General features: G+C 72.5%; 10 protein-coding genes and 1 pseudogene. 3 read left to right on the top strand and 8 right to left on the bottom strand.

Features of this window, described 5'->3' with window-relative positions; translation table 11 throughout:
* Positions 1-120: 120 nt before the first annotated feature.
* Genes ABGB11_RS39165 through ABGB11_RS39190 form a run of 6 tightly spaced genes read right to left on the bottom strand, consistent with a single transcriptional unit; the run spans position 121 to position 6,017 of the window.
* The gene (locus ABGB11_RS39165) at positions 121-948 is read right to left on the bottom strand and encodes a DNA-formamidopyrimidine glycosylase family protein (protein ID WP_347640576.1); all 828 of its coding nucleotides are present in this window, start codon (positions 946-948) and stop codon (positions 121-123) included.
* A 9-nt stretch (positions 949-957) separates the two neighbouring features.
* Entirely contained in the window at positions 958-1,422 is a 465-nt protein-coding gene (locus ABGB11_RS39170; protein WP_075019701.1) for an Rrf2 family transcriptional regulator, read from the bottom strand.
* 40 nt (positions 1,423-1,462) lie between these two features.
* Positions 1,463-2,920: a glycoside hydrolase family 3 protein gene (locus ABGB11_RS39175; RefSeq protein WP_347640578.1), complete on the bottom strand. Its 1,458-nt coding sequence runs from the start codon at positions 2,918-2,920 to the stop codon at positions 1,463-1,465.
* Positions 2,917-3,759, bottom strand: coding sequence for a carbohydrate ABC transporter permease (locus tag ABGB11_RS39180; RefSeq protein ID WP_347640579.1), 843 nt, complete (start codon positions 3,757-3,759; stop codon positions 2,917-2,919). The genes ABGB11_RS39175 and ABGB11_RS39180 overlap by 4 nt, the downstream gene beginning before the upstream one ends.
* Complete coding sequence (locus tag ABGB11_RS39185) at positions 3,756-4,727, bottom strand: sugar ABC transporter permease (RefSeq protein ID WP_347640581.1); 972 nt, start codon at positions 4,725-4,727, stop codon at positions 3,756-3,758. Before ABGB11_RS39185 ends, ABGB11_RS39180 begins: the two co-directional genes overlap by 4 nt.
* 21 nt (positions 4,728-4,748) lie before the next feature.
* Positions 4,749-6,017 carry an extracellular solute-binding protein gene (locus tag ABGB11_RS39190; protein ID WP_347640583.1) on the bottom strand — a complete coding sequence of 423 codons (1,269 nt, stop codon included), beginning with the start codon at positions 6,015-6,017 and terminating at the stop codon, positions 4,749-4,751.
* A gap of 254 nt (positions 6,018-6,271) precedes the next feature.
* Here ABGB11_RS39190 and ABGB11_RS39195 point away from each other — a divergent pair, with 254 nt between their 5' ends.
* A complete protein-coding gene (locus tag ABGB11_RS39195; protein ID WP_347640584.1) occupies positions 6,272-7,501 on the top strand; it encodes an ROK family transcriptional regulator in 1,230 nt (409 codons plus the stop codon).
* A gap of 100 nt (positions 7,502-7,601) precedes the next feature.
* On the opposite strand, the gene ABGB11_RS39200 is transcribed toward ABGB11_RS39195, so the two are convergent.
* Positions 7,602-7,736, bottom strand: a complete 135-nt coding sequence (locus tag ABGB11_RS39200) for a hypothetical protein (protein ID WP_347640585.1) — start codon at positions 7,734-7,736, stop codon at positions 7,602-7,604.
* Between the two features lie 237 nt (positions 7,737-7,973).
* Between ABGB11_RS39200 and secA2 the strand changes: the two genes are divergently transcribed.
* Entirely contained in the window at positions 7,974-10,298 is a 2,325-nt protein-coding gene (gene secA2 / locus ABGB11_RS39205) for an accessory Sec system translocase SecA2 (protein WP_347640637.1), read from the top strand.
* On the opposite strand, the gene ABGB11_RS39210 is transcribed toward secA2, so the two are convergent.
* Positions 10,279-10,851 carry a TetR/AcrR family transcriptional regulator gene (locus tag ABGB11_RS39210; protein WP_347640586.1) on the bottom strand — a complete coding sequence of 191 codons (573 nt, stop codon included), beginning with the start codon at positions 10,849-10,851 and terminating at the stop codon, positions 10,279-10,281. The genes secA2 and ABGB11_RS39210 overlap by 20 nt on opposite strands.
* A gap of 89 nt (positions 10,852-10,940) precedes the next feature.
* Between ABGB11_RS39210 and ABGB11_RS39215 the strand changes: the two are divergent.
* Positions 10,941-11,726: pseudogene (locus ABGB11_RS39215) on the top strand (DMT family transporter); the annotation flags it as partial.
* Positions 11,727-11,766 lie beyond the last annotated feature (40 nt).

Consider the following 11,766-nt stretch of genomic DNA (forward strand, 5'->3'; position numbering starts at 1 on the left):
AGGTCATTGACCAGGGCCTGCACTGGTCGATCATCCGCCGCGAGCATCAGGCCCGAGCACGCCGAAGCCACTTCCGGCGACGCCTACACCTCCAAGTCCTACAGATCTAGTGATGTAGTACTAGCCGGCGGCGGGCTGGCAGCGCGGGCACCAGTAGGTGATGCGCTCGCCGGATCCGGACCCCTGGTCCGCGCGCTCGATCCGGGTCCCGCAGCGGCGGCAGGGCCGTCCGGCCCGCCCGTACACCCAGTGCTCCCGCCCGCGCGTGCGCTCACCGGTGGTGATGTGGCCGTGCCGCTCCTTGTTGGCGTCCAGGAGCCGGTGAGAGAGCCGCACAAGGCCGGGAAGGTCGGGAACGTCCCTCACCGGGGTCCACGGATGCACGCCCCGCAGGAAGAGGATCTCGGCCTTGTAGACGTTGCCGATCCCGGCGAGCCGTGTCTGGTCCAGCAGCGCCTCGCCGATCGTCCGGTCCGGCGTCTCCCCCAGCCGGGCCGCGGCCTCGGCGGCCGTCCCCGCGTCCCAGGACGGGTCGAGCAGGTCGGGCCCGAGATGCCCGACGGCGCCGTCCTCCTCGGCGGTGCGCAGGAGCTCGACGATGCCGAGCGAGTGACCGACCGCCTGCCACTCCGCGTTCTCCAGCACCAGCCGCACCCGGTGATCGCGCGGCACCGACCCGGACGCGCCTCGCGCGGAGGGCCGACCGCCTGCGCGAGAACGCCGGACCTGCCAGCGGCCCTCCATCATCAGATGCGTGTGGATGGTCAGCCCGCCCTCCACGCGCACGAGGAGATGCTTGCCCCGCGACACCGCCTCCAGGACCGCCCGCCCGCGCAGGTCGACCGTGGCCAGCCGTGGGACGCGGAAGTCGGAGCGCGTCAGCACCCGCCCGGCCAGCGCCTCGTGCAGCCGCCGGGCGGTCAGCCAGACGGTGTCTCCCTCCGGCATGGCCTCCCCTCAGATCAGGGAGGGGCTCTCCCAGGCGGACGGGTCCTCGGTCAGCTTCCGCACCGGCGCGGGCAGTTCCTCGGCCGCGATGTGCGCGAGGGTGACCTGCTCCAGGATCGCCCGCTCGCTGGCGCGCAGCGCGATCCACACCTCCTGCAGCGAGCGCGCGGGCCCCTCGTACCCGACGTGCTCGGGGCGCTCGCCCCGCACGCCGAGCAGCGGCCCGTCGATCGCCCGGATGATGTCGGCGAGGGATATCCGCTCGGCCGGGCGCGCCAGCCAGTAGCCGCCCTCGGGCCCCCGCTGGCTGCGGACGAGCCCGGACCGGCGGAGCTGGCCGAGGATGTTCTCCAGAAACTTGGGCGGGATCTGCTGCGCCTCGGCGAGCTGCACGGCGGTCACCGGGTGACTCCCGGCGACCGCCAGCTCGGCGGCGGCGCGCAACGCGTAGTCGACCCTGGCGGACAATCGCATGTAAGCATTATCCCTTGCCGACCGGACCACTCGGGTTGCGTCACCCGGCCAAGCCCAGGAGTTCGGCGGCGGCCTGGGCGTTCGCGGCGGCGGCGCCGTAGGTGGCCAGGTAGGTGGCCGAGCCGGGGCGCCAGACGGGCAGGCCCATCTCCACGACGACCGTGTCGGGCCGGGCCGTCAGCAGTGCCGTGGTGAGGGCGCGCTGGCCGGCGTGCCGGTGCGCGTCCCGCAGGACCACGATCAGGCCGCGGCCCCTGGCGCGGTCCAGGACCCGGTCCGTCTCGTCCGCGCCGCCGGCCTGGACGGCGTCGGGCGCCCAGGGGTGCAGTCCCCAGGGGGTCGGGCCGACCGCGATGTTGCCGGTCGACTCCGTCTCCACCACCAGCGGCGCCGCCTCCCAACCTGGGAGCGCTCCCGAGACCCGCACGGCGCGGCGGGCGGCCTCCAGGCCGGCGGCGCGGTCGACGACGGCGGGGCTGTGCCCGGCGAGCCACGCGCGGAGCCGGCCGGTGCGCTCCGCGGCGTCGGCCAGCCGGGCCACCGGGAGGCGCCCGGTCCGCACGGCCTCATCGACCGCCGCGAGCGTCGCCTCGACGGTCTCGGCCTGCTCGTGCGGGCCGAGGCACAGCAGGTCGGCGCCCGCGGCGAGGGCCCGCACGGACGCCTCCGGGATGCCGATCGCGCCGCTCGCGCCCTCCATGTCGAGCGCGTCGGTGACGATCACGCCCCGGTAGCCGAGCCGCTCGCGGAGCAGCCCGGTGATCGCGGCGTGGGACAGGGTGGCCGGCACGCCGCGGGTGATCGTGGGCAGGTTGAGGTGCCCGGTCATCACCGCCCGGGTGCCCGCCTCGATCGCCGCCCGGAACGGGACCAGCTCGCGCCGCTCCAGCAGGTCCAGGTCGGCGTCCACGAGCGGGATCGACAGGTGCGAGTCGTCCACGGTGGCGCCGTGGCCGGGGAAGTGCTTGGCGCAGGCGGCGACGCCCGCCTCCTGCGTGCCGGTGACGGACGCGGCGGCGTGCCGCGCCACCAGCTCGGGGTCGGAGCCGAACGACCGCGTTCCGATCACCGGGTTGTCGTCGGCGGTGTTGACGTCCACCGACGGCGCGAAGTTGAAATTGACGCCGACCTCGGCCAGCTCGGCGCCGAGCGAGCGGTAGATCCGCCGGGTCAGCTCCGGGTCGTCGACGGCGCCGAGCGCGGCGTTGCCCGGGTAGGGGCTGCCGGTCGCGTGCCCGCCGAGCCGGGTGACGTCGCCGCCCTCCTCGTCGATCGTGACGAACGGGTCGCCGGCCTTGCGCATCTGCGCGGTGAGCGCGGCCAGCGACTCCGGGCTCGGCACGTTGCCGGTCAGGGCGAACAGGGTGACGCCGGCGAGGCCGGACTCCAGCTCGTCCAGCACCCAGCGCGGGGCGGTCGCCCCGTGGAAGGACGGCAGCAGCGTGCCGCGCGCCAGCCGGGCGATCTCCGCCGTGGTCGCGGTGTCGTCGGTGGTCACCCCTTCACCGCCCCGGCGGTGAGGCCGGACACCATGCGGCGCTGGACCAGCAGGAAGAAGGCGATGACGGGAATGGTGAGCAGCGTGGACGCTGCCATGATGGGCCCCCAGGCGTTGCCGCTGCGGCCGAAGAAGAACTGCAGCATGATCGGCAAGGTGTACTTGTTCTGGTCGTCCAGGAACGTGAACGCGAAGATGAACTCGTTCCAGGCGGTGATGAAGGAGAAGATGCTGGTCGCCACCAGGCCGGGGGCGACGAGCGGCAGCATGACGGTGAAGAACGTCCGGATCGGGCCGGCCCCGTCGATCGCGGCGGCCTCCTCCAGCTCGCGCGGCACCGCGGCGACGAACCCGCGCAGCATCCAGATGGCGAACGGCACCGCGAAGCCGATGTAGACGATCGCGAGACCGGACAGGCTGTTCAGCAGGTCGAGCTGCTTCAGGTCGAGGAACAGCGGGATGACCAGCGCCTCCAGCGGCACCATCTGCACCACCAGGAGCATGATCAGGAAGGTGGTGCGGAAGCGGAACCGGAACCGGGCGACGGCCGTGGCGGCCATCAGCGCGAGCAGGCCGGACGCCAGCACGGTGACGAGCGCCAGGATCGCGCTGTTGCGGAAGTACTCCCAGAAGGAGACCTCGGCGATGCCGCCGTTCAGCACCAGGTCGAAGTGCGTCAGCGTGGGGTGGGCCGGCAGCGGCTTCGGCGTCGTGCTGAAGATCTCGGTGTTCGGCTTGAACGCGGTGGAGGCCATCCAGAAGACGGGGAAGACCGCGATCAGGAAGACCAGGAGCCCCGTCCCGTTGAGCAGCAGCCTTCTCGGCAGCGAGCGTTTCACTCTGTCTCCCCCTGACGAACCATCACCCGTACGTACAGGGCCGTGACGACGAGCAGGATGAGCGTCAGCACGAGCGCGATCGCCGAGCCCATGCCGAGCTTCGGATTGAGCGAGCCGAACGCCTCGGAGTAGCCGTAGAGCGACAGGTTGAACGCGTCGCGGTTGGCCATCCCGGACATGATGAACAGCTGGGTGAAGACCTTGAAGTCCCAGATGATCGACATGACGATCAGCACGAGGAAGATCGGCTTGAGCATCGGGTAGGTGAGGCTCCAGAACGTCCGCCACGGGCCGGACCCGTCCACCCGGGCCGCCTCGTACAGCTCGCCGGGGACGCTTTTCAGTCCGGCCAGCACCGACACCGCGACGAACGGGCACGCCTGCCACACGACGCACACGGTGAGGACCGTGTACGTGGACAGCGGCGTGGCGAACCAGTTGTAGTCGCTCCAGCCGCCGCCGACGAGGGCGTCCGGCAGCAGGTCCAGCCCCCAGTTGACGACGCCGCCGGTGGTGCCGAACAGCCAGCTGAAGATGATCGCGGCGGTGACCGGCGGGGTCGCCCAGGCGACCATCACGCCGCCCGCGACGAAGCCCGACATCCGCTTGCCGAGCTTGTTGAGCAGCAGCCCCACCAGCGTCCCGATGACCAGGGTCAGGGTCACCGCGACGACGGCGAACAGCACCGTGTTGCGGAGCGTCTGCCAGAAGAACGGGTCGTTGAAGATCTTGTCGAAGTTCTCGGCCCCGACCTGCTCGGCGGGCTCGCCGCGCAGCTGGCGGTTGCCGACCTTCTGGAACGACATGATCCCGATCTGGATCATCGGCCAGAACATCAGGACGGCGATCACGAGCACGGTCGGCGCGATCAGCAGGTAGGGCCCGAGGCGGGGCCGGCGGCGGGGCCGCACCCGGCCGGAGGACTTCCGGCCGGGTGCCTTCCGCACCGCGGGAGCGGTGTCGAGCATGACGTTCCGATCAGCCGTGTACTACGGGTTCAGCAGCGTGTTGGCCTGCTCGTTCGCCTTCTTCATCTCCTCTTCGGCGGACTTGCCCTGCATGATGGCCTTCACCGCGTTCGGCAGCACCTTCTTGGCCTGCTCGAACTCGCCCCATCCCGCGCTGATCGGCGGGAACTTGGTGTTGCCGGCGATCTGGGTGAAGATCTGCAGCTTCGGGTCGGTGAACGAGACGTCCGACCGCATGGAGGAGAAGCCGCTGTAGTCGGCCCAGGCCTTGGCGTTCTTGGCGTTGTTCAGGACCGTGATGTAGTCGAACGCCGCGTCCTTGGCCTTGCTGTCGTTCCAGACGGCGAGGTCGGAGCCGCCCGCCATGACCGGGGCGTTGCCGCCCGCCTTGCTGGGGATCGGGAAGACGCCCCACTTGTCGGCGTTCTTCTTGGAGACCTTCGTCATCTCCTTCAGGGCCCAGCTGCCGTCGATGTACATGCCGAGCTTGCCGAGCGCGAAGTCGCGCTGCGGTCCCTCCAGCTCGTTCTTGCCGACGTACTTCTCGGGCGCGACCTTCTCGGTGGTGACGAGGCCGGCGTAGTACTTCACGGCCTCGACCGCCTGCGGCTGGTCGAGCCGGCCCTTCCACTCCTCGCCCTGCTTGGCGGCCACGTCGCCGCCGTTGCCCCAGATGAAGCTGAGGAGCGCGTTGGTCTGGTCGCTCGGGATGCCGATGCCGGGCACCTTCTTGGAGTCCTGCACCTTCTTCGCCGCGGCGGTCAGGTCGGTCCACGACTTGGGCTGCTGGATGCCGAGCTCCTGGAACCAGTCCGTCCGGTACCACACGCCGCGGACGCCGCCGTACCACGGCACCGCGTAGGTCTTGCCGTCCGCCTGGTCGTTGGCCAGGGCGGTCTTGTTCAGGGTCTTGCCGTCCGCCCAGCCGCCGAACATGTCGCTGATGTCGGCGAGGCTGCCCTGCTCGACGTGGGACTGGACGTCGGTGTTGCCGAGCTCGGTGACGTCCGGGCCCTCACCGCCGGCCGCCGCCTTCTGGAACGTGGTGGCGACCTGCGCCCACGGCACGTACTTGATCTGGACGTCGGTGTTCGGGTGCTTCTGCTTGAACTCGGCCTCGACGCCGTCGAGGAGCTTGGTCTGCTCGGGCGTCCCGTCGCCCATCATCCAGACCTTCAGCTGCGCCGGGTCCTTGCCGCCGCCCGCCTCGTCGTCCTTGCTGTCGCCGCCGCAGGCCGTGGCGGCCAGGGCGATCGCGGCCGCCGCGGCCGCAACCTTGATGTACCTCACTGGGGATCCTTTCCGGCATCGCCTCGCGCGGCCGTGTGGCCGGCGGTGCGGGTGGGGACGGCATGGACCCTTTAAGGTCCTGGCCATGCCCCTCTCGCATTCGCATCGATCGCGGGCGCCCTGCTCGCCAGTCCGCGCTCTGCGGGCTCCGCCGACCCGGGGTACCGGACCGGTCGGCGCTTGGGCGTAAACTAACAAGAAACTTTCCTAAACAAAACTGCTCGTTAGCGGATTGAGACATCAGGGGTGCCAGCATGGCAAGACGCCCGGGAACGCCGAGGCTGCTGCGTGAGCTCAACGATCGCGCGGCACTGGACCTGCTGGTCGAGCAGGGCCCGCTGACCCGCGCCCAGATCGGCGAGCACACCGGGCTCTCCAAGGTGACCGCGTCCCAGCTGCTGTCCAGGCTGGAGGAGCGCGGGCTCGTCTCGGTGGTCGGGGAGCAGGCGGGAGGACGGGGCCCGAACGCCGCACTCTACGCGGTCGTCCCGTCCAGCGCCTTCGTCGCCGGGCTGGAGGTAGGTCCGGACGGGGTCACCGCGGGCGTCGCCGACATCACCGGGCACGTCGTCGCCCAGGTCACCGTGGACCCGAACGGCGGCGACGAGCCGGTGAAGCTGGTGCACAACGCCGTCGCCAAGGCCTGCGCGTCGGCCCGCGTCGCGATGGCGAAGCTGAACGCCTGCGTCATCGGGACCCCCGGTGTCGTCGACCCCCGCACCGGCGACATCCAGTTCTCCTTCGACCTGCCGGCGCTGCACGAGGGCGTCCTCGCCGAACTGCGGACCGACCTGCGCCGCCCGGTGACCATCGAGAACGACGTCAACCTCGCCGCCATCGCCGAACGGGCGTACGGGTCCGCGCGCGGCGCCGACGACTTCGCGCTCATGTGGCTCGACCGCGGCATGGGCATGTCGGTGATGCTGGGCGGCCGGCTGCACCGCGGCCGGTGGGGCGGCGCCGGGGAGATCGGCTACCTGCCCGTCCCCGGCGCGCCGCTGCCGCTCGGCACCGCCCGCCGCGGCCCCGACGACGAGGACGAGGGCGTGACCGAGTCGGTGACCTGGGGCACCCCCACCCTCGCCGGCGGCTACGGGGCCCTGGTCGGCGCCGACGCCGTCCGCGCCCTCGCGCACGAGCACGGCATCGCCGAGCCGACCGCGGTGGACTGCGTCCGCGCGGCCGCCGCCGACGAGGACCGCGGCGGCGCGTTCCTGGACGAGCTGGCCAACCGCATCTCCTACGGCGTGACCTCCGTCAACATCGTCCTGGACCCGGGCCTGGTGGTGCTGTCGGGCAGCCTCGGCCTGGCCGGCGGGCGGCCCCTCGCCACCCGTATCGAGGAGATCGTCGGCCGGATCAGCCCGACCCGCCCCACCGTCACGGTGACCGGCGTGACCGGCGACCCCGTCCTGCGCGGCGCCCTGCACGCGGCGCTGGAGAAGGCCCGCGACGACGTCTTCTCGGCCGCGGGGGAGTCCTAGGATCGCGAGGCGCCCCCACCGGGGCCGGCGGGGGCGCCTCGACGGCCGTGCGGAGCGTTCCTGCCCGGCGGTCCTGACTTGGCGGTTCTACTTGGCGGTTCTACTTGGCGGAGGCCGCGGCGACCGCGGTCTCCTTGTGCCGCCGCGGATCGTTCAGCGCGCGGTCGATGACGGTCTGGCTGATGATCTGGCGCCTGCGCCGGAGCGCGGCGGCCTTGCGTGCCGTAGGTGTCATGGCGAACCCCGTTCCGCGGTGGCGCTTTCCCCTGCGCCACCGCAAACCCCGTGATGCCTTCATGCTCTCAAGTACCAGGGGTGGAGGGGATCCGCCCAAGGAATGAAATCGAGGTCAGACCAACAGCGGAGGCGGCCCGGGCACCGCTCCGCCCCGGCACTGCGATCATGGGGAACGCACGTCCGCGACCTGCCGTTGGGGGAACCGTGAGCGACGAACCGAGGAGGCGCCGTGGCGCTGCGTGACCGGCTGCGGCGGCTCGTCCAGAAGCCGGGCAGCGTCGACCTCGGGCCCTTCCGCGCGCTGGCCGAGGAGGCCGGTGCGCGCGAGTCCCGCGTCCGGGAGCTGTCGGACGCCGGGCTGACCGCCGCGGCGTCCGACCTGCGCGAGAAGGAGGACCTCGCGGAGCTGTGCGCGCTCGGCCGCGAGGCGGCCCGCCGGGCGCTCGGGGAGCGGCCCTACGACGTCCAGCTCATCGGGACGCTCGCGCTGCTGTCCGGGCATGTCGCGGAGATGGCGACCGGCGAGGGCAAGACCCTGGCCGGGGCGCTCGCGGCCGCCGGGTACGCGCTGCGCGGCCGGCAGGTGCACGTCATGTCGGTCAACGACTACCTGGCGCGGCGCGACGCCGAGTGGATGGAGCCGCTGTACTCCCTGCTCGGGGTCACCGCCGGCTGGGTCGGCCAGTCGTCCACGCCCGAGGAGCGGCGCGCCGCCTACCGGGCGGACGTGACCTACGCGCCGGTCAGCGAGGTCGGCTTCGACCTCCTCCGGGACCGGCTCGTCACCGACCCGGCCGACCTCGTCCTGCCCGAGCCGTCCGTCGCGCTGATCGACGAGGCCGACTCGGTCCTGGTGGACGAGGCCATGGTGCCCCTCGTCCTCGCGGGCGCCGCCGACCTCGACGCCGCCGACCCGCAGTACGCCGACCTGGTCCGCCGGCTGCGGCCCGGCCTGCACTACACCACCGACGACGAGGCCCGGAACGTCCAGCTGACCCCGGCCGGGGCCCGCGAGGTGGAGCGCGTCCTCGGCGTCGACCTGTACGCGCCGGATCAGCTCGGCACGCTGACCGCGGTGAACGTGGCCCTGCACGCCGAGGTCCTCCTGGTCCGCGACGTGGACTACATCGTCCGGGACGGCGCGGTGAAGCTGGTCAGCGAGTCACGGGGCCGGGTCGCCCTGCTGCAGCGCTGGCCGGACGGCCTGCAGGCGGCGGTCGAGGCGAAGGAGGCCCTGGAGGCGTCGCCGAGCGGGGAGATCCTCGACTCGATCACCGTGCAGGAGCTGATCGGGCGCTACCCCGTCCGGTGCGGGATGACGGGCACGGCGATGGCCGTCGCGGGGCAGCTCACCGAGTTCTACGCGCTGCAGATCGCGGTCGTCCCGCCGAACCGGCCGTGCGTCCGCGTCGACGAGCCCGACCGCCTCTACGCGACCGCCGCCGACAAGGAGGTCGCGATCGTGGAGGAGATCGCCGCCGCGCACGCCGCCGGCCGCCCGGTGCTGATCGGCACGGGCGACGTCGCCGAGTCCGAGCGGCTCGCCCGCCGGCTCGCCCGCGCCGGGCTGGACCGGGTCGTGCTCAACGCCAAGAACGACGCCGAGGAGGCCGCGATCATCGCCGAGGCGGGGGCGTACGGCGCGATCACCGTCTCCACCCAGATGGCCGGGCGGGGGACCGACATCCGGCTCGGCGGCAGCCCCTCCGCGGAGCCGGGCCGGGCCCCGGCCGAGGCCGGCGGTTCGGACCACGACCGCGTGGCCGAGGCGGGCGGCCTGCTGGTCATCGGCACCGGCCGCTACCACAGCAGCCGCCTGGACGACCAGCTCAGGGGGCGTGCGGGGCGGCAGGGCGACCCCGGCGGCTCGGTGTTCTTCACCAGCCTCCAGGACGACCTGGTCACCCGCTACGCGCCGGGCGAGGAGCCGGACGACCCCGCGGACGACCAGGGCCGCATCACCGGCAAGGGCGCGCACTGGCTCGTCGGCCACGCCCAGCGCGTCGCGGAGGGCGTCGACCTCGAACTGCACCGCAACACCTGGCGGTACAACCACCTGATCGGGTTGCAGCGGCGGGAGCTGCTGGCCGAGCGGGACGACGTCCTGCGCGGTGACGCCGCCGACCGCGCGATGGCCGCGGCGGCGCCCGCCAAGCACGCCGAGCTCGCCGGGACCGCGGGCGCGGACGCGGTGGCGGAGGCGGCGCGCCAGGTCGTCCTGTACCAGCTCGACCGCTGCTGGGCCGAGCACCTCGCCTACCTCGCCGACCTGCGCGAGGGCATCCACCTGCGGTCGCTCGGCCGCGGCCTGGACCCGCTGGTCGAGTTCAACCGGGAGGCCGTGCCGGCGGGCAAGCGGCTGCTCGCCGACGCGCGGAAGCGGTCGGTGGCCGCGTTCGAGGCCCTCACCGCGTCCGGGGACGGGATCGACCTCGACTCGGCCGGCCTGAAGCGCCCGTCGGCGACCTGGACGTACCTCGTCCACGACAACCCGTTCGGGTCCCTGGACGAGCGGGCCCTGCGCGGCATGATCAACATGTTCAGGCGCCGGCGGCGCTGAGCGTCGCGGGCAGGATCGCGGCGGCCGCGGCCCGGGCCTTCCCGGTCGCGTCGTGGACGCGGCCCACGCTGAACGCGACGACCGCCCCCTCGTGCAGGATGAGGAGCTGGTCGGCCAGCGTGCCGTCGCCCACCATCCCCGCGTAGAGGGCCCTCACCCACGCCTTCTGCTCTTCGGCGACCCGGTGGACCGGGTGGGACGGCTCGGGGAGCTCGGCGCAGGCGTTCACCATCGAGCAGCCGCGCCGGCACTCCGTCGTCAGCCACTCCCCGAGCGCGTCGAACGTGGCCAGGACGCGCTCGCGCGGTTCGGCGATCTCGGAGAGGCGGCCCTCCATGAAGGCGCGCCAGCGCTCGTCCCGGGCGTGCAGGTAGGCGAGGATCAGCGCGTCCTTCGACCCGAACCGGTCGTAGACGGTCTTCTTGGTGACCCCCGCCTCGGCGGCGATCAGCTCCATGCCGACCGAGCCGATCCCGCGCTCGTAGAACAGGTCGCTCGCCACCTGGAGGACCCGCCGGGCGGCGGGGGTGAGCGGCCGTTCCCGGACGTCCATCGCGGCTCCTTCCCTCGAAGTACACCGCAAGTATACATACTGGTATATGTACCATGTAGCTATACCGGTATGTATACCTGGGAGGAACCGTGCACCCGCGCCGAACGGACGCCCTGCTGGGGGCCGCCTTCGTCATCACCTGGAGCTCCGGTTTCGTCGGCGCGGAGCTCGGCACCCGGGCCGCCCCGGCGACCGCCCTGCTCGCCTGGCGGTTCATCATCGGCGTCGCCGTCCTCGGCGCCTGGCTGGCCTGGCGGCGGCGCCGCGTCCCGTCCCGGGACCTGCTGCTGCACGTCCTGATCGGGGCGCTCGGCCAGGTCGGCTACCTCGCCGGCGTCTTCCTCGCCGCCGAGTACGGCGTCGTCGAGGGCATCAACAGCCTGATCACCGCCCTGCAGCCGCTCGTCGCGGTCACGCTCGCCGTGCCCCTGCTCGGCGAACCGATCACCCGCCGGCAGTTCGCCGGGTTCGTCGCGGGACTCGGCGGTGTCCTGCTCGTCGTCGGCGGCGACCTGGACGGCGGAGCGCCCGCCTGGGCGTACGCGCTGCCGTTCGCCGCGATGCTCTCCCTCGTCGGCGCGACCCTCCTGGAGCGGCGGGCCCGGCCCCCGGCGGAACTGCCCGAGGCCCTCGCCGTCCAGGCGGGGGTCAGCGCCGTGGTCTTCTCGGGCGTCGCGGGGCTGGACGGCTCCCTCCTGCCGCCGCCCGACCCCGTGTTCTGGGCGGCCATCGCCATCCTGGTCGTGCTGGCGATGTTCGGCGGCTACGGGCTGTACTGGGTCAACGTCCAGCGGACCGGCGTGGCCAGGGTGTCCGCCCTGCTCTACCTCACCCCGCCCACCACGATGCTGTGGGGCTGGCTGATGTTCGGCAGCACGCTCACGCCGCTGTCGCTGCTGGGCGTCGTGGTGTGCG

Origin of the sequence: Actinomadura sp. B10D3 (assembly GCF_039871695.1) — a bacterium.
GTDB classification, from domain to species: domain Bacteria; phylum Actinomycetota; class Actinomycetes; order Streptosporangiales; family Streptosporangiaceae; genus Spirillospora; species Spirillospora madurae.